The sequence below is a fragment of the Pseudonocardia kongjuensis genome (assembly GCF_039526905.1).
Lineage (GTDB): Bacteria > Actinomycetota > Actinomycetes > Mycobacteriales > Pseudonocardiaceae > Pseudonocardia > Pseudonocardia kongjuensis.
In genome coordinates, this window is record NZ_BAAAJK010000018.1 from 133,470 (window position 1) to 150,595 (window position 17,126).

Below are 17,126 nucleotides of genomic sequence, written 5' to 3' on the forward strand. Positions count from 1 at the left end.
TGCGTCACACGGCCGAAACGAACGGATGCCTGTCGGGCATCTCAGACGTCGGCGACCAGCCCGGCCATCTCGTCCGACAGCCGCTGCACCACGTCCTCCGGCACGGCGTGCCCGGCCTGCCGGAGCCAGTTCGCCAGCATCCGGTGCCCGCCCTCGGTCAGCACCGACTCCGGATGGAACTGCACGCCCTCGATCGGCAGGTCCCGGTGCCGCACCGCCATGATCAGCCCGGTCTCGGTGCGGCCGGTGACCTGTAGCTCGGGCGGCAGGCCGTCCGGCGCGATCGTCAGCGAGTGGTACCGGGTCGCGGTGAACGGCGATGGCAGCTCGCGCAGCACCCCGACGTCGTCGTGGAACACCAGCGACGTCTTGCCGTGCAGCAGCTCCGGCGCGCGCTCGACGACACCGCCCCAGGCGGTGGCGAGCGCCTGGTGGCCCAGGCAGACGCCGAGCAGCGGGGTGCCCCGGCCGGCGGCCCGCCGGATCACCTCGACGCTGCGGCCGGCCCGTTCCGGGGTGCCCGGGCCGGGGCTGACCAGCACCGCACCGACCTCGTCGAGCTCGTCGAGCTCGATCTCGTCGTTGCGCCGGACCACCGGATCGGCGCCGAGCTGGGCCAGGTACTGGACCAGGTTGTAGACGAAGCTGTCGTAGTTGTCGACGACGAGGACGCGCACCGTCCCACCCTCTCCGATAGTGCCGGGATCAGTCGAACGGGAAACCGCGTGAGGTCTCGCCGGTGTCCCCGCCGTCGCCGGTGTCGCCACCGGACGCCCGGCCGACCGTGAGCGTCACCTGCTGGCCGTCGGAGGCCTGCGAGCCGCCCGCCGGGTCCTGGCTGAGCACCACGCCGTTCTGCGACGGGTCGGACACGTCGGTGGTCTGGATGGAGAACGACAGCCCCGCCTCGCGCAGCGTGTTGACCGCGTTGTCCACCCGCTGGCCGACGACGTTCGGGATCTGGGTCTGGTTGCCGCGGCTGACCTGGATGGTGATCGTCTGGTCGCGGGCCACCCTGGTCCCCGCGGACGGGTCGGTGCCCACCACCGAGCCGGCGTTGCCGCCGCCGTCGACCTCGCTGGTCTCGATCGAGCTGAAGCCGGCGTTGCGCAGCGCGGACCTGGCCTCCTCCGCGGAGCTGCCGGACACGTCCGGCACCGCGATGGTCTGCTGCTCGCGGCCGATCACCAGCGACACCGACGAGTTGCCGGGCACCCGCTGGCCGGGGCCCGGGTCCGAGGAGATGACCCGCCCGACCTGGCTCGCGTCCGAGGTGTCCTGCTCGGTCCGCCCGCCGACCTGCAGCCCGGCCTCGCGCAGTTGCGCCTCGGCCTCCTCCGGGGTGCTCCCGGCCAGCGACGGCACGGTCACCTCGGCCGGCCCGGTCCCGACGAACACGGTGACCCGGCTGTTCTCGGCGACCTGGTTGCCGCCGCCCGGGTCGGTGCGGACCACCCGCCCGACCTGCTCGACGTCGGAGGGCTGGTTCTCCTGGGCGAACAACAGTCCGGCGCCGGTGATCGTGACCCGGGCCTCGTCCGGCGTCTGGCCGAGCACGTCGGGCACCGCGACCTGGTCCGGCCCGGAGCTGGAGAACATCTGGTAGCCGACGAAGCCGAGCAGGCCGAGCACGGCCAGCACGACCAGCCACAGGGCGATCTTGCGGCCGCGGCCGGAGCGCGGCTCGTCCTCGTAGTCGTCGTAGCCGCCGGGCATGACGTGCCGGCCGGTCGGCGGGCCGCCCCCGCCGTCCATCCGCCGGGTCGCCATCGCGGCGGTGGCGTCGTCGTGCGCCATCATCTGGGTGCGCTCGTACTCGCTCATCACCAGCGGCGCGTGCACCGGCTCGCCGTTGCGCACCCGCACCAGGTCGGCGCGCATCTCGGCGGCCGACTGGTAGCGGTTGGCCGGGTTCTTGCTGAGCGCCTTCAGCACCACCGCGTCCAGCGCCGGGGGCACCGACGGGTTCAGCTCGGACGGGGCCCGCGGGTCCTCCCGGACGTGCTGGTAGGCGACCGCGACCGGGGTGTCGCCGGTGAACGGCGGCTCGCCGGTCAGCAGCTCGAACAGCACGCAGCCCGCGGCGTACACGTCCGACCGGGCGTCCACGGCCTCGCCGCGGGCCTGCTCGGGGGACAGGTACTGGGCGGTGCCGATCACCGCGGCGGTCTGCGTGACGTTCTGCCCCTCGCCCAGCGCGCGGGCGATGCCGAAGTCCATGACCTTCACGGCGCCGACGCCGTTGATCATGACGTTGGCGGGCTTCACGTCCCGGTGGATGATGTTGTGCCGGTGCGAGAAGTCGAGCGCGGCGCACACGTCGGCCATCACCTCGACGACCCGCTGCTGGGTCATCGGGCCGGTGGTCTTGACGATCTCGCGCAGCGTCTGCCCGTCGACGAACTCCATCACGATGTAGGGCAGCGGGCCGAACTCGGACTCGATCTCGCCGGTGTCGTAGACGGCGACGATCGCCGGATGGTTCAGCGAGGCCGAGTTCTGCGCCTCCCGCCGGAAGCGCAGCTGGAACTGCGGGTCGCGGGCGAGGTCGGCGCGCAGGACCTTCACCGCCACGTCCCGGCCGAGCCGGGTGTCGAGGCCGCGGTGGACCTCGGACATGCCGCCGTAGCCGAGCGGGTCGCCCAGCTCGTAGCGCTCGGAGAGCAGTCGCGGTGTCGTCATCGGTTCAGGGTTCCCGTAGTCATCGAGCCGTCGGAGGCGTACTCATCATGCAGGTCGGTCGAGCGGATCACCGTGGTGCGGTCGTCACATGCGCCGGACCGTCCGTTCCGTGGGGTCACCGGGGGACCTCCGGTCTCCCGCGGGACGGCGCGGCGGCGAGCGGGGCCCGGTCGCCCGCCGGTCCCGCCCGGTCCGCCTCCGGCCCGGCGGCCTCGGCGACGGTACCCGGGCCGACGCCCAGCGAGCCGGTTCGGTCGCCGCCCGGCGACGTCTCGCGCAGGATCATCACGGCGATCAGCACGGCGGCGACCGTCAGCAGCACGAACAGCACCGCCAGCCAGGCCTTCGCCCGCCCGGACCGGCGCGGGGTGAGGTCCAGCGGGCCCGACGGGTGCTGCTCGACCGGCCGGTCCGCGCCGTCGTGCCTGCGCACCGGGGGCCGGGACGGCACCGGCCGCTGTGGCCCGGGGGTCGCCGGGCCGGGCCGGCCCGGCTGCTCGTGCCCCGGGTACCCCGGCCGGCCGGGACCGGCCGGCCGCACCGCGTGCTGCGGCCCGCGGACCGGCGCCCCGTACGGCGGCGAGCCGGGCTGGGCGGGCGGCGGCACCGGCAGCGGCCCGGAGCCGGGCCGCTGCTGCGGCCCGGAGGGCGGTCCGGGCGGGCGGGCCGACGGGTCGGTGACCGGGCGCTGCTGCGGCCCGGACGGCGGCTGCCCCGCCTGGGCCTGACCGGAGCCGGCCTGACCCGAGCCGGTCTGAGCCGAGCCGGCCTGGCCCGAGCCGGCCTGAGCGGGGTGGGCCGGACCGGACCGGGACCGGCCGGCCGGCCGGTCCCGCTCGGCGGCGGCACCCGGGTCCTGGTCGACGCCGTGCCGCGGCGAGCGGGGCACCCGGCCGCTGTCCGGGCCGGGCTCGCGCCTGCCGTGCCGGGGCGCCGGATCGTGCTGTTCGTCGTCCCGGCGGAACCCGGGGGCGTCGCCGGCGGGTGCCGGGATGCCGGCCGGCGGCGGCCGGTGCCCGCGGCGCACCGCGGCGACCGCGTCGGCGAACTCGGCGCCGTCGGCGTAGCGCTCGGTGGGGTCCTTGACCAGTACCGACGCGATCAGCTCGCGGACCCGCTCGGGGATCTCGCCGGGCAGCGGCGGCGGCTCGTCGCGGACCTGCATCATGGCCACCGCGACGGCGCTCTCCGCGCGGAACGGGCGGACCCCGGCGAGGCACTCGTACCCGACGACGCCGAGCGAGTAGACGTCCCCGGACGGGCCGGCCTCCTCGCCGGACGCCTGCTCCGGCGCGATGTAGTGGGCGGTGCCCATGACCATGCCGGACCGGGTGACCGGGACGGCGTCGGCGGCCTTCGCGATGCCGAAGTCGGTGAGCTTCACGATGCCGTCGGTGCGCAGCAGGATGTTGCCGGGCTTGACGTCGCGGTGCACGAAGCCGCGCTCGTGCGCGGCGTGCAGCGCGCGGGCGGCCTGTTCCAGGATGTCGAGCGCCTCGTCCGCCGGGATCGGCCCGCGGCCGATCCGGGTCGACAGCGGCTCGCCGCGGACGAGCTCCATCACCAGGTAGGCGGTCCGCCCGCCGCCGCCGGGGGCGTCGTCCTCGCCGTAGTCGTGCACCGACGCGATGCCGCCGTGGTCGAGCGAGGCGACCGTGCGGGCCTCGATCCGGAACCGGTGCAGGAACTCCGGGTCGTCGGACAGGTCGGACTTCAGCACCTTGACGGCCACGCTGCGGCCCAGCCGGGTGTCCGAGGCCTCCCAGACCTCGCCCATCCCGCCGACCGCGATCCGCCGGTCCAGCTGGTACCGATCGGAGATCAGCTGTCCGGCTGCCAGCGCGCTCACGGCGCCGCCGGGGGCCTGCGCCGTGCCGGGCGCCCGGCGCGACCCGGGCTCACTGGGCGTCCCGCAGGGCTTCGGCGATCACGGCCCGGCCGATCGGCGCGGCGATCGACCCGCCGGTGGCCTCCTGCGCCCGGTTGCCGCCGTTCTCCACCAGCACGGCGACCGCGACCCGCGGGTTCTCGGCCGGGGCGAACGCCACGTACCAGGCGTGCGGCGGGGTGTTCTTCGGGTCGGTGCCGTGCTCGGCGGTGCCCGTCTTGGAGGCGATCTGCACGCCGGTGATCTTGCCGCCACCCTGCGTGCGGTCCTCCGAGCCGATCATCAGGTCGGTCAGCGTCCGGGCGACGTCGGCGGGCACCGCGCGGGCCAGCCGGTCCGGCTCGGTGGTGTCGACGGCGTCCAGCGACTGGCTCTGGATCTCCCGGATCAGGTGCGGCGCCATCGTCTGGCCGCCGTTCGCGATCGAGGCGCCGATCATCGCCAGCTGCATCGGGGTCAGCCGGACGTCGCGCTGGCCGATCGCGGACTGCTGGGTGGACGGCGTGTCCTCCATCGGCCCGACCTGCGAGGCGGTCACCGGCATCGGGATCTGCAGGTTCGACCCGCCGATCCCGAACGCCTCGGCCTGGGCGCGCAGCGCGTCGGCGCCGAGCTCCTCGCCGAGCTGGGCGAACGCGGTGTTGCAGGAGCGGGCCAGCGCCTCGGCAAGCGAGGCGGTCTCGCCGCTGCCGCAGGCCGAGCCGTTGTAGTTCTCCAGCGTCGTCGTCGAGTCCGCCAGCTGGATGTTGCGGGCCGCGGTCAGCCGGCTCTCCGGGGTGTAGCCGTTCTGCAGGGCGGCCGCGGTGGTGATCAGCTTGAACGTCGACCCGGGCGGCTCGATCTCGTTGATCGCCCGGTTGGTCAGCGGGTTCGGGTCGGCGTTGTTGTACTCGCGCCACGCGGCCTGCTGCTCGTCGGCGTCGGCGGCGGCGAGCCGGTTCGGGTCGTACGACGGCGTGGACGCCATCGCGATGATCTCCCCGGTCTGCGGCTCCAGCGCGACGACGGCGCCGGTGAACCCCTGGTCGTTCAGCCGGTCGTAGGCGACCCGCTGGACGTCCGGGTCGATCGTGGTGACGACGTTCCCGCCGGCCGGGTCCCGGCCGGTGATCAGGTCCGACATCCGGCGGACGAACAGCCGGTCGTCGGTGCCGTTGAGCACCTCGTCGGCGGAGCGCTCCAGGGCGCCCTTGCCGTACACCGTCGAGAGGAAGCCGGTGATCGGGGCGAACGCCGGGCCCGCCGGGTACTCGCGGGCGTAGCGCAGCCGGCCGCCGGACTCGACGCTCTGCGCGAGCACCTCGCTGCCCGCGGTGATCTGGCCGCGCTGGCGCGAGTACTCGTCGATCTGCGAGCGCTGGTTGCGCGGGTCGTCGCGGTACTGGCCGGCCATCACGACCTGCACGTAGGTGATGTTCGCGAGCAGCGCGACGATCATCACCATCACGGCGAGGGCGACGCGGCGGACCGGGCGGTTCACGGGTCGTTCCTCTCCGGGGACGCGGGTGTCGGGCTGGTTCCGTTCCCGCCGCCGCTGCCGCCGGGCCGCCGGACGAGCTCGGTGCTGGCCTCGGCGATCGGGGCGCGCGGCTGCGCGGGCCGCTTGGGCAGCGGCGCCCTGGCGACGTGCGAGATGCGCAGCAGGATCGCCACCAGAGCGTAGTTCGCCAGCAGCGACGACCCGCCGTAGGACAGGAACGGCAGGGTCAGGCCGGTCAGCGGGATCAGCTTGGTCACCCCGCCGATCACCACGAAGATCTGCAGCGCGATCGAGAACGACAGGCCGGTCGCCAGCAGCTTGCCGTAGGAGTCGCGCACCGCCAGCGCGGTGCGCAGGCCGCGGGTGATCAGCACCAGGTAGACGATCAGGATCGCGGCCAGCCCGATCAGGCCCAGCTCCTCGCCCAGCGAGGAGAAGATGAAGTCGGACTCGGCGAACGGCACCAGATCCGGTCGGCCCGCGCCCAGCCCGGTCCCGCCGACCCCGCCGGTCCCGAGCCCGAACAGCGCCTGGGCCAGCTGGAACCCGCCGCCCTCGTAGTCGGCGAACGGGTCCAGCCAGATCTGCACGCGCACCCGGACGTGGCCGAACAGCTGGTACGCGATGGCCGCACCGACGGCGAACGCGGACAGCCCGATGACCATCCAGGAGATCCGCTCGGTGGCGGTGTAGAGCAGGACCAGCACCAGGCCGAAGATCAGCAGCGAGCTGCCCAGGTCGCGCTGGAACACCAGCACGCCGACCGACAGCCCCCAGGCGGCGAGCAGCGGCGCCATGTCCCGGGCGCGGGGCAGCTCCATGCCGAGGAACCGGCGGCCCGCGGTGGAGAGCAGGTTCCGCTTCTGCACCAGGTAGGCCGCGAAGAAGATCAGCAGCAGGATCTTGGCGAACTCGCCCGGCTGGATGCCGGGGCCGCCCGGGATGCGGATCCACAGCTTCGCGCCGTTGACCTCGGAGATCGACGACGGGAGCATGCCCGGCAGCGCGAGCAGCACCAGGCCGACGAACCCGGCGGTGTAGCCGTAGCGGGCCAGCGTGCGGTGGTCGCGCAGGAAGAACAGGACCAGCGCGAACAGGCTCAGCCCGGCGACCGTCCAGGTCATCTGCGCGCCGATCAGCCCGGACGGGGCCTCCCGGCCGAGCAGCTCGGCGCGGGCCGCCCGGGCCAGGTCCAGCCGGTGGATCATGACCAGGCCGATGCCGTTGAGCAGCGCGACCGAGGGCAGGATCAGCGGATCGGCGTACGGGGCGAGCCAGCGCACCGCGAGATGGGCGAGCGCGAACAGCACCAGGTAGGCGAGCCCGACGAACAGCAGGTCGGTGGTGAGCGACTGCTCCTGGTTGGCCTCGACGAGCACCAGCGCGCCGGTCGTCAGCACCGCGGCCAGGCCGAGCATGAGCAGCTCGATCCCGCGGCCGGTCGGGGTGGTCGGCTCCGCGACGGAGCCCTCCCTGGCCATCAGCCGTCGAGCCGGCAGTTCCGGCCCGGCTCGGGGGTCACGGTCGGCAACGGTGTGGTGGTCACCGGCGGGGCCCCCGGCTCGGGGGGCGGTGCGACGACCACCGGCGCGGGCGGCGGGTTGAGCGTCGAGCAGAGCGGCAGCATCCGCTCGCGCAGCCGGTCCACGGTCTCCCGCGCGCCGGCCTCGCCGTCGTCGGACAGGATGCCGTCGGCGATCTGGCTGCGCACCGGCTGCGGCAGGTCGTCGAGCGCGATGTCCGAGCGCTCCGCGACCCGCTGCAGCGGCACGCCCAGCACGTTCCCGCGCACGCCCTGGTAGATGGCGACCTGGCCCTGGTCGACGGCGACGTAGTACTGCTGCAGCACCATCGCCCGGGCGATGAACAGGCCGGCGACCAGCACGGCGAGCACCGCCAGCAGCGCCAGCACGGTCCGCAGCCCGCGGCGGCGGCGCGGCTCCTCGGTGCGGGCGGGCTCCAGCCGGACCGGCTCGGTCCGGGGCAGCGTCGTCGCCGCGGCGCGCTGCGCGGAGGAGTGCGGCACCCGCTCGTCGCGCTGGTAGTCGCCGTCGCCCGCGCGCGGGTTGCGACCGGCCGAGCCGCCGATGATCGGCGCGTCGTCGGCGTAGTCCACGTCCACCACGTCCGCCACGATGCACGTGATGTTGTCCGGCCCGCCACCGCGCAGCGCGAGCTCGATCAACCGGTCGGCGCACTCGCGCGGGTCCGGGTAGTCCTCGAGGGTCTGCTTCAGGGTCTCGTCGCTGACCGGCCCGGACAGGCCGTCCGAGCAGAGCAGGAACCGGTCCCCGGCGCGGGCCTCGCGGATCGACAGCGAGGGCTCGACGTCCTGGCCGGTGATGGCGCGCAGCAGCAGCGAGCGCTGCGGGTGCGTGTGCGCCTCCTCCTCGGTGATCCGGCCCTCGTCGATCAGCGACTGGACGAAGGTGTCGTCCTTGGTGATCTGGGCGAACTCGCCGCCGCGCAGCTGGTAGCAGCGCGAGTCGCCGACGTGCACCATGCCCAGCCGCGACCCGGCGAACAGGATCGCGGTCAGCGTGGTGCCCATGCCCTCCAGGTCGGGGGCCTCGGCGACGTGCCGGGAGATCGCGTCGTTCCCGTCGTGGGTGGCGTCGCGCAGATCGGCGAGCAGGTCGTCGCCGGGCACGTCGTCGTCGAGCGGGGCGAGCGCGGAGATCACCAGCGAGGAGGCGACCTCGCCGGCGGCGTGCCCGCCCATGCCGTCCGCGAGCGCGAGCAACCGCGGACCGGCGTAGACGGCGTCCTGGTTGTTCTGCCGGACGAGTCCGCGGTCGCTGCGGGCCGAGTAGCGCAGAACCAGTGTCACGGGGCGGCTCCGGCTTCGGTCGGGGCACGTCGGGGCGATCCCGCGCCGCGGGACCGGTCGAGCGGCCGCGGCACCGGGGGAGCGGAGGGTCGCGGCGGTTTCGTCATGGTCGTTCGCTCATCTGCAGTCCGAGCGCGTCACGATCGGAGCTCGATCACCGTCTTGCCGATGCGGACCGGCGTCCCCAGGGGGACCCGGGTGGGCCCGGAGACCTTAGCCCGCTCCAGATACGTGCCGTTCGTCGACCCGAGATCCTCGACGTACCAGTCGTCCCCCTGCTGGGAGATGCGGGCGTGCCGGGTCGAGGCGTAGTCGTCGTCCAGCTTGAGCGTGGAGTCGTCGGCGCGGCCGATCAGGATCGGCCGCGAGTCCAGGGTGATCCGGCTGCCGGCCAGCGGGCCCTGGGTGACCAGCAGCTGGCGGGCGACCTTGCCGCGGCCGGTGCCGCGGACCCGGCCGCCCCGGCCACCGCCCCGCCCGGGGACCGCGGCCTTGAGGCCGGACGCCGCGTACAGGTCCGAACGGACCACCTGCAGCGCGAGCAGCACGAACAGCCAGAGGAGAGCCAGGAAGCCACCTCTGGTCAGCTGCAGCACCAGTTCCGGCACTTCGCCCGTTCGCCCTTCTCGCGGTTATCGCACGGACCGCCCGCCCGGATCAACGCCGGGCGGGCGGCCGATGCCGTCCGTCGTCCAGTCTGACGTGCCCTCGCGGGGCGCTCAGCCCTGGGTCCGGAAGACCAGGCTGGAGTGCCCGACGCGGACGACGTCGCCGTCGGTCAGCTGGCAGGACTGGACCGGCGAGTTGTTGACCGTGGTGCCGTTGGTGGAGCCCAGGTCGTTCAGGGTCGCGACCTGGCCGTCCCAGGTGACCTCCAGGTGCCGGCGGGAGACCCCGGTGTCCGGCAGCCGGAAGTTGGAGTCCTGGCCGCGCCCGATGACGTGGGTGCCCTCGGTCAGCTGGTAGTTGCGGTTCGACCCGTCGTCCAGGATCAGCATCGCGGTCAGCTGCTGCGGTGCGCCCCAGCCGCCCTGGGCCGGGTAGCCGCCGTCGTAGCCCTGGTCGTAGCCGCCCTGCTGCGGGTAGCCGGGCTGCTGGCCGTACCCCGGCTGGCCGTAGCCGCCGTCGTAGCCCTGGTCGTAGCCGCCCTGCTGGGGGTAGCCGGGCTGGGCGTAGCCCTGCGGCTGGCCGTAGCCGCCCTGGGGCTGGCCGTAGCCGTCGTAACCCTGCTCGTAGCCCTGCTGCGGGTAGCCGGGCTGCTGCTGCGGGTAGCCGCCGCCGTAGCCCTGGTTCGGGTCCGCGTACCCGCCCTGCTGCGGGTAGCCGCCCTGCTGGGGGTAGCCGGGCTGGCCGTACTGGTCGTACCCGCCCTGCTGCTGGCCGTACTGCCCGCCACCCTGCTGCTGGTACTGGTCGTACCCCTGCTGCGGGGGCTGGCCGTAGCCCTGCTGGCCGTACTGGTCGTACCCGCCCTGCTGCTGGCCGTACTGGCCGCCCTGCTGACCCTGCTCCTGGTCGTACCCCGGAGGCGCGTAGGTCTGCTGGCCGTATCCGCCGGGGGCGCCCCGGTCGTATCCGTACTGCCCGTTGTCCTCGGGGTGGCCCGGTTGCTGGCTCATGGGTGCTTCTCCTGCGGTGCGTGCTCTGGTGGCGGCCCGACGGGAAGCGTCGGGGTCGACAGCGGAGCGGGTGCGGAACTGTCCCGTGTGCAGCGCCTCGGAGCGCTCCAGAAAGACTACGACCTCACCGTAGGTGTCCCATCCCTGGTCGGTGAGTTCTTTCGCCACGTGCGACGACAGGGATCGGACGACCCCGTCCTCGTCGCCAGCCATCCGGTCGAGATCGCTGGGGCTGAGCAGCACCGTGAACCGGTTGGGTGCCAGCAGGCGACCCCCGGCGAGCTGCTCCACGTTGTCCTCGGCTTCCCTCAGCAGCGCCTGTGCGACTTCCTGTGGGACGACGCTGCCTCCGAAGACCCGCGCGAACGCATCGCCCACGAACCCCTGAAGACGGCGCTCGAAGCGATCCACGCGGCCCAAATGATCTCCTCCGTCCGCATCGGCGTGTCGGTGATGTGTCGCCGATCGTATCTGTGCTAACCGGAGGACCCGGCGGCGCCCGACCGAACCGGTCGCGGGCGTCTCCGCGGTCCTCCCTCCGATGTACCCCTGCCGGTTGCGCGGCGCATCCGCGGACCCCCGCGCGGACCCCCCCTGCACGGCCCCTCCGGACGGGGTGCTAACTTTCCCTTGTCGCTCAGGGCGAGTGGCGGAATGGCAGACGCGCACGGTTCAGGTCCGTGTGTCCGAAAGGACGTGAGGGTTCAACTCCCTCCTCGCCCACACTTTCACCTCCTGGTGGAGATCTTCCTCCCCGGGCGTCACGATCGCCATCGCGCGATCGGTATCGCAGCTCACCCGATCCGGTTCCGTCCGGTCCAGGCTCCACGCTGCGTCACCGCGGCCCGTCCGGCCGGGTGCCGCCGTGCGCCGGTCAGGCGTCCCGCAGCGCCGGACGGTCCGGATGATCGGCCATCACGAGCACGTCCGCCTGCCCGCCCGGGTCGCCCTCGGCGTCGTAGCGGGCGTAGGCGGGTGCCGTCCACGCGTCGTCGGGACCCAGCCGCCGCTCCAGCGCCGCCCGGCCCATCCGCAGGTGCACGGTCAGCTCGGCGGGCAGGCCGCGGCCGAGCAGCCGCCCGCCGGCCAGCAGCACGACGCCGCCGTCGGCCAGCGGCACCGGCTCCGCGCGGAACGCGCGGTCCCGCACCCGGTCCCGCAGCCGCGGCAGCACCCGGCCCGAGCCGTCCGGGCCGCCCGGCCCGAGCACCTCGCGGCGCAGCGCCGGTTCGTCCAGCCAGCCGTCCAGGAACATGCCGGTGTCGGTGCGGCCGCGTTCGAGCCGGAGCGAGGCCGGGCGGAGGAAGTCGTCGGCGTCCACGGCGAGCGCGTCGCGGCCACGGGCGCGCAGCAGCTCGGCGACGGCGCGGGCCAGCGGGAGCGGACCGGCCGGCGGCGGACCGTCGAGGAGCACCCGCAGCCGTCCGGGACGGTCGGTGAGCCGGTCCGCCAGGTACCCGGCGAGCCCGGTCCGGTCCACCGGGCGGAAGCCACCCGCCACTCGTCCTCCCGGTCGCTGGTGCCGATCGGTCCCGGCGGCGAGACTAGGCCGGTGGTCTCCGAGTCCTCCACCGCGGCCGGGGTGGCGCTGCGCCGCGCGCTGCGGGTGATGGAGGCCGTCGCGGAGGCCGGCGACGGGGTGACCGCCAAGGCGCTCGCCCGCCGCCTGGAGCTGCCGCTGCCGACCACGTACCGGCTGCTCGGGACGCTGGTCGAGGAGGGCTACCTGGTCCGGCTGCACGCGGCCCGCGGCTACGGGCTGGGCTACCGGGTGGTCGGGCTGTACCGCGGCATCACCGACCGGATCGCGCCGCCCGAACCGGCCCGGGAGATCCTCGCCGAGCTGCACACCCGGATCGGCGCGGCGGCGGTGCTCACCGTGCTGCGGTCCGACGACGTCGTGGTCGCGCACACCGAGACCTGCGCGGCCCATCCCGGCCCCGGCGCGATGCCGGGGGAGCCGCTGCCCGCGCACGCGACCGCGCCGGGCAAGGTGCTGCTCGCCGGGCTGGAGCCGGGCCGGCTCGCCGAGGTGCTCGGCCCGGGGCCACTCGCCCCGCTGACCCCGCACACGCTGGTCGACCGCAGGCTGCTCGACCGGGAGCTGCTGCGGGTGCGCTCGGCCGGGGTCGCGGTCGAGGTGGAGGAGCACGCCCGCGGGCGCGCCGGGCTGGCGGTCGCGGTACCGGCGGAGCGGGCCGCGGCGCTGGCCGTGCTGGTCAGCCGGGCGGACTTCGCGGGGCGGCGCTGGGAGCTGGAGCAGGCGGTGCGCGAGGCCGCCGGGCCGCTCGCCCGGCACCTCGCCGCCGCGCCGGGGGTGGCGGCGTCCGGCTGAACCGGGCCGCGGCCCGGCGGGCCCCGGCCCGTCGACCGGTCTTCCATATTCCGGAAGTCGGGTCGGCGGGCATGCGCACCCGGCGATACGTTCGCGGGCATGACGGAGACAGCGCAGTCCTCGCAGGCACCCACCGACACCGCGCCGTTCCGGGCCGACCACGTCGGCAGCCTGCTCCGCCCGCCGGAGCTGCTGGCGGCGCGCGAGCAGCACGCCGCGGGCACGCTCGACGACGCCGGCCTGCGCGCCGCCGAGGACGCCGCGATCACCGACGTGGTCGCCCTGCAGGAGTCGGTCGGGCTGCGCTCCGCGACCGACGGCGAGTTCCGCCGCACCTCGTGGCACATGGACTTCATCTACGCGCTCGGCGGCATCACCAAGACCGACGGCCGGGTCGAGGTGAAGATGCGCAACTCCTCCGGGGAGAACAACTTCACCTCCGCCGGGATGGCCGTCGACGGCCGGGTGCACCTCGCCGAGCCGATCTTCGCGACGGCGTTCGACCACCTCGCGTCGCAGGTCACCACCGCGACGCCGAAGCTCACCATCCCCTCGCCCAGCATGGTCTACGCGCGTGGCGGGCGGGCGGTCATCGACCAGGACGTCTATCCCGGCGACGACGGGGTCGAGGCGTTCTGGGCGGACCTGTCGGCGGCCTACGCCGACCAGCTGTCCGCGGTGTACGCGCGCGGCTGCCGCTACCTGCAGCTCGACGACACCGCGCTGGCCTACCTCAACGACCCGAACCACCGGGCCGAGCTCGCCGCGAAGGGCGACGACCCGGAGACCCAGCACCTGCGCTACATCCGCCAGATCAACGCCGCGATCGCCGACCGGCCGGCCGACCTGCAGGTCACCACGCACATGTGCCGGGGGAACTACCGGTCGTCCTGGGCTGCCGAGGGCGGCTACGACCACGTCGCCGAGGCGCTGTTCGGCGAGCTGGCCGTGGACGGCTTCTTCTGCGAGTTCGACGACGAGCGCTCCGGCGGCTTCGAGCCGCTGCGGTTCGTCCCGCCGGGCAAGAAGGTGGTGCTTGGCCTGGTCACCACCAAGACCGGTGAGCTGGAGGACGCCGGCGAGCTCGTGCAGCGGATCGAGCAGGCGGCGAAGTACGTCCCGCTGGAGCAGCTGTGCCTGTCCCCGCAGTGCGGCTTCTCCTCCACCGTGGAGGGCAACGCGCTCACCGTGGACGACCAGAAGCGCAAGCTGGAGCTGATCGTCTCGGTCGCCGAGCAGGTCTGGGGCCGCTGATCCCGGCCCGCTGATCCGGTCCGCTGTCGGTGGTCCGGGCCATACTCCGGCCATGGCCTACGACGAGGGGCTCGCCGCCCGGATCCGCGCCGGCCTGGCCGCGGAGCCCCGGGTGGCCGAGCGGCGGATGTTCGGTGGGCTCGCGTTCCTGGTCGGCGGGCACATGGCGGTGGCCGTCTCCGGATCCGGCGGGCTGATGGTGCGGGTCGATCCGCGGCGCTCCGGTGAGCTGCTGGGCAGGCCCCGGGCGTCGCCGATGGTGATGAACGGCCGCGAGCTCACCGGCTGGCTGCGGGTGGTCGGCGAGCCCGATCCGGACGACCTGGACGGCCCCGAGCTCGCGGACTGGCTGGCCGAGGGCGTCGGGTTCGTGCGCGGGCTGCCGCCGAAGTGAGGCCCGGCCGGGCTCAGCCGACCGTGCCCCCGGGCTCGACCAGCCCGGACTCGTAGGCGAACACGACGGCCTGCACCCGGTCGCGCAGGCCGAGCTTGCCGAAGACCCGGGTCAGGTGCGTCTTCACCGTCGCCTCGCTGACGAACAGGGCGAGCCCGACCTCGGCGTTCGAGCGGCCGCGGGCGACCAGCCGCAGCACCTCGGTCTCCCGGTCGGTGAGCGCGGCGAGCCGCTCGCGGGCGGCGTCCACGGCGCCGGTGCGGGCGACGAACCGCTCGATGAGCCGCCGGGTCGGGGCCGGTGCGAGCAGCGCCTCACCGGCCGCCACGGTGCGGACGGCCTCGGCGATCCGGTCCGGCGGGGCGTCCTTGAGCAGGAACCCGTCGGCGCCCGCGCGCAGCGCCCGGTAGACGTACTCGTCGAGGTCGAACGTCGTCAGCACCAGTACCCGCGGGGCCCGGCCGGGCGCCGACCGCAGCCGCCGGGTCGCCTCGATCCCGTCCAGGACCGGCATCCGCACGTCCATCAGCACGACGTCCGGGATCAGCCGGGCCGCCTCGGCCAGCCCGGCCGCGCCGTCCGCCGCCTCGCCGACGACCTCGATGCCGTCCCGGGCGCCGAGCATCCCGGCCAGGCCGGACCGGATGAGCTCGTGGTCGTCGACCAGCAGTACCCGGATCGGGGCGCTCACGGTGCGGTCGCCGTCGTCGAGCGCGGGAGCCGCGCGCGGACGGTGAACCCGCCGTCGTCGTCCGGACCGGCCCGCAACGTCCCGCCGAACACCCGCACCCGTTCGGCCATCCCGGGCAGGCCGCGACCGGTCGTCCCGGTCCCGCCGGACACCGGATTTGGCCGGCCGCCCGGTCCGTTGCGGATCTCGATCCCGATCGCGTCGTGGCCGTGCTCGAGCAGCACCGTGACGGCGATCCCGGGCGCGTGCCGCCGGGCGTTGGTGAGCGACTCCTGCACCACCCGGTACGCGGCCAGGTCCACCGCCGGCGGCAGCGGTGCGGCGTCCCCGGTCTCGTGCAGCGTCACCGGCGTTCCCGCGTCCCGGGTGGCGGCGACCAGGTCGCCGATCCGGCCGGTGCCGGGCAGCGGCGCGAGGTCCTCGCGGGTCTCGTCGTAGGGGTCGAGGACCTCCAGCATCCGCCGCATCTCGACCATCGCCCGGCGCGCGCCGTCCCGGGCGTTGCCGATGTGCAGGCGGGCCCGCTCCGGATCGGTGCCGACCAGGTCCTGCGCGGCGCCGGCCTGCACGGCGACGACCGAGACGGCGTGCGCGACGACGTCGTGCAGCTCGCGCGCGATCGCCGCCCGCTCCCGGGCCACCGCCTCCCGCGCGGCGGTGGCGGCCTCGCGTTCGGCGGCGTCGGCCAGCGCGCTCGCCCGCGCCCGGTCCTGCTCGGCGCGGACCAGGTCCTCGGCCCGGCGGCGCAGCAACCGGCCCGCGGTCCACGCGCCCGCGACGAAGAAGACCGCGACGGCGAGCTGCGGTCCGACCGTCTCGGTGTAGTAGCCGAACAGCTGGACGACGAGGACGGTGGCCGACGCGGCCACCCCGCCGGCCACCGACACCGCGGTCCGGCGCACCCACAGGCCGCAGGCGAACGTCAGCAGCAGCACGGTCGGGAACGGCATCGCCCCGGCCGGTGGGGCGCCGGCGAGCAGCGCGTCCACCAGGAACGTCCCGAGCAGGAAGGCCAGCGACGGCAGCGGGGCCACCCGCATCCACAGCGTCGGCAGCGACCAGGCCGCCGCCAGGCCCAGCGCGAGCGGGAGCGGGCGGGGCGCGGCGACCGCCTCGAGCACGGCCCACAGCAGCAGGCCCGCGGTCACCAGGAACTCGCTGCGCCGGGGCCCGGCCGGCGATCGCGCGAGCGCGGTGACGGGGTCCACGGGATCACCGTAGGGCGGTCCGGGCCCGCCGTCGTCCATCTCAGGTCGTACCGGGCGGCGCCGCGCGGTGGACCCGGCCGCGGCCCGCGGCCGACGCCGGCGCCCCGGGCGGCGGCACAGGCTCGTGGTCGTCCGCGGCGCCGGGTGCGGCGCCGCCCGATCGAGGGGAACCGCCCATGACCACCGCCACCGCCGCCCCGCCCCGCACCGTCGGCCGGCCGCTCGTCGTCACCGCGGCGACGGCGGCCGTCGCCGAAGCCGTCGTCGGTGTGCTGCAGCTGACCCGGAGCGACCAGGGTGGCGGGGTGCACGACGCCCGGGTGCACGCGGTGCTCACCCTGTTCGCGCTCGCCCTGCTCGCCGCCGCCCCGCTGTGGTGGCGGCTCGGCGCGCTGACCGGCGCGCGCTGGGCGGGCGGCACGCTCGTCGCGGGCAACCTGCTGCTCGCGTCCGGCACCACCGTCTCGAACGTGAACGGCTCGGACCCGGCGTTCTTCGGGCCGCTCGCGGTGGTCGCCAACGCGGCGGTGCTGGTCGGCCTGCTCGGGCTGGCGGTCGCGGCCCGGCGCGGGCGGACGCTGCCGGGCCCGCTCGCGGTGCTGCTGCCGGTCTACCTGATCGGGCTGGTCCCGCTGTCCCAGCTCGGCGGGAACCTGCTGCGCGGCGCGGTGCTGGCCGCCGTGCTCCTGGCCCTGTCGACGGCGGCGGCCCGCTCGTCGACGGCGGCCGGACGCTGAGGCCCGCT

The 17,126-nt window shown here is 74.9% G+C and carries 15 protein-coding genes and 1 tRNA gene; 5 read left to right on the plus strand and 11 right to left on the minus strand.

Annotated elements, in window-relative coordinates; genetic code table 11:
* Positions 1 to 41 precede the first annotated feature (41 nt).
* The 8 genes from ABD160_RS18350 to ABD160_RS18385 form a co-directional block, all read right to left on the minus strand.
* Entirely contained in the window at positions 42 to 677 is a 636-nt protein-coding gene (locus tag ABD160_RS18350; RefSeq protein ID WP_344024047.1) for an aminodeoxychorismate/anthranilate synthase component II, read from the minus strand.
* Positions 678 to 705: 28 nt separating this feature from the next.
* The gene (gene pknB / locus ABD160_RS18355; protein ID WP_344024049.1) at positions 706 to 2,682 is read right to left on the minus strand and encodes a Stk1 family PASTA domain-containing Ser/Thr kinase; all 1,977 of its coding nucleotides are present in this window, start codon (positions 2,680 to 2,682) and stop codon (positions 706 to 708) included.
* 115 nt (positions 2,683 to 2,797) lie between these two features.
* Positions 2,798 to 4,531, minus strand: coding sequence for a serine/threonine-protein kinase (locus tag ABD160_RS33345; protein ID WP_425563631.1), 1,734 nt, complete (start codon positions 4,529 to 4,531; stop codon positions 2,798 to 2,800).
* Positions 4,532 to 4,580: 49 nt separating this feature from the next.
* Positions 4,581 to 6,050, minus strand: coding sequence for a peptidoglycan D,D-transpeptidase FtsI family protein (locus tag ABD160_RS18365; protein WP_344024051.1), 1,470 nt, complete (start codon positions 6,048 to 6,050; stop codon positions 4,581 to 4,583).
* Positions 6,047 to 7,531 carry an FtsW/RodA/SpoVE family cell cycle protein gene (locus ABD160_RS18370; protein WP_344024053.1) on the minus strand — a complete coding sequence of 495 codons (1,485 nt, stop codon included), beginning with the start codon at positions 7,529 to 7,531 and terminating at the stop codon, positions 6,047 to 6,049. Before ABD160_RS18370 ends, ABD160_RS18365 begins: the two co-directional genes overlap by 4 nt.
* On the minus strand, positions 7,531 to 8,880 hold the full coding sequence (locus ABD160_RS18375; RefSeq protein ID WP_344024055.1) for a PP2C family protein-serine/threonine phosphatase: 1,350 nt from the start codon (positions 8,878 to 8,880) through the stop codon (positions 7,531 to 7,533). The genes ABD160_RS18370 and ABD160_RS18375 overlap by 1 nt, the downstream gene beginning before the upstream one ends.
* A gap of 137 nt (positions 8,881 to 9,017) precedes the next feature.
* Positions 9,018 to 9,488 (minus strand): FHA domain-containing protein FhaB/FipA, encoded by a 471-nt coding sequence (locus ABD160_RS18380; protein WP_344024056.1) that lies wholly within the window; start codon positions 9,486 to 9,488, stop codon positions 9,018 to 9,020.
* A gap of 111 nt (positions 9,489 to 9,599) precedes the next feature.
* On the minus strand, positions 9,600 to 10,919 hold the full coding sequence (locus ABD160_RS18385; RefSeq protein WP_344024058.1) for an FHA domain-containing protein: 1,320 nt from the start codon (positions 10,917 to 10,919) through the stop codon (positions 9,600 to 9,602).
* A gap of 220 nt (positions 10,920 to 11,139) precedes the next feature.
* Here ABD160_RS18385 and ABD160_RS18390 point away from each other — a divergent pair.
* Positions 11,140 to 11,222, plus strand: a tRNA-Leu gene (locus tag ABD160_RS18390).
* A 151-nt stretch (positions 11,223 to 11,373) separates the two neighbouring features.
* On the opposite strand, the gene ABD160_RS18395 is transcribed toward ABD160_RS18390, so the two are convergent.
* Positions 11,374 to 12,000 (minus strand): nucleoside/nucleotide kinase family protein, encoded by a 627-nt coding sequence (locus tag ABD160_RS18395; protein WP_344024060.1) that lies wholly within the window; start codon positions 11,998 to 12,000, stop codon positions 11,374 to 11,376.
* Between the two features lie 51 nt (positions 12,001 to 12,051).
* On the opposite strand from ABD160_RS18395, the gene ABD160_RS18400 reads away from it, so the two are divergent.
* From ABD160_RS18400 to ABD160_RS18410, 3 genes are all read left to right on the plus strand, one after another.
* The gene (locus ABD160_RS18400; protein WP_344024062.1) at positions 12,052 to 12,834 is read left to right on the plus strand and encodes an IclR family transcriptional regulator; all 783 of its coding nucleotides are present in this window, start codon (positions 12,052 to 12,054) and stop codon (positions 12,832 to 12,834) included.
* A 99-nt stretch (positions 12,835 to 12,933) separates the two neighbouring features.
* The gene (locus ABD160_RS18405; protein ID WP_344024064.1) at positions 12,934 to 14,088 is read left to right on the plus strand and encodes a 5-methyltetrahydropteroyltriglutamate--homocysteine S-methyltransferase; all 1,155 of its coding nucleotides are present in this window, start codon (positions 12,934 to 12,936) and stop codon (positions 14,086 to 14,088) included.
* 52 nt (positions 14,089 to 14,140) lie between these two features.
* Entirely contained in the window at positions 14,141 to 14,482 is a 342-nt protein-coding gene (locus ABD160_RS18410) for a TfoX/Sxy family protein (protein ID WP_344024066.1), read from the plus strand.
* A 13-nt stretch (positions 14,483 to 14,495) separates the two neighbouring features.
* Here the strand turns inward: ABD160_RS18410 and ABD160_RS18415 are convergent, their stop codons facing one another.
* Both ABD160_RS18415 and ABD160_RS18420 read right to left on the minus strand, forming a co-directional pair.
* A complete protein-coding gene (locus ABD160_RS18415; protein ID WP_344024068.1) occupies positions 14,496 to 15,173 on the minus strand; it encodes a response regulator in 678 nt (225 codons plus the stop codon).
* On the minus strand, positions 15,170 to 16,381 hold the full coding sequence (locus ABD160_RS18420; protein ID WP_344024070.1) for a sensor histidine kinase: 1,212 nt from the start codon (positions 16,379 to 16,381) through the stop codon (positions 15,170 to 15,172). Before ABD160_RS18420 ends, ABD160_RS18415 begins: the two co-directional genes overlap by 4 nt.
* A 176-nt stretch (positions 16,382 to 16,557) precedes the next feature.
* Between ABD160_RS18420 and ABD160_RS18425 the strand changes: the two genes are divergently transcribed.
* A complete protein-coding gene (locus ABD160_RS18425; protein WP_344024072.1) occupies positions 16,558 to 17,118 on the plus strand; it encodes a hypothetical protein in 561 nt (186 codons plus the stop codon).
* Positions 17,119 to 17,126 lie beyond the last annotated feature (8 nt).

Bases quoted from the DNA above. Each gene is read 5' to 3' on its own strand.
- pknB (WP_344024049.1), bottom strand. From the start codon at position 2,682: ATGACGACACCGCGACTGCTCTCCGAGCGCTACGAGCTGGGCGACCCG.
- ABD160_RS18370 (WP_344024053.1), bottom strand. From the start codon at position 7,531: ATGGCCAGGGAGGGCTCCGTCGCGGAGCCGACCACCCCGACCGGCCGC.
- ABD160_RS18405 (WP_344024064.1), top strand. From the start codon at position 12,934: ATGACGGAGACAGCGCAGTCCTCGCAGGCACCCACCGACACCGCGCCG.
- ABD160_RS18410 (WP_344024066.1), top strand. From the start codon at position 14,141: ATGGCCTACGACGAGGGGCTCGCCGCCCGGATCCGCGCCGGCCTGGCC.
- ABD160_RS18425 (WP_344024072.1), top strand. From the start codon at position 16,558: ATGACCACCGCCACCGCCGCCCCGCCCCGCACCGTCGGCCGGCCGCTC.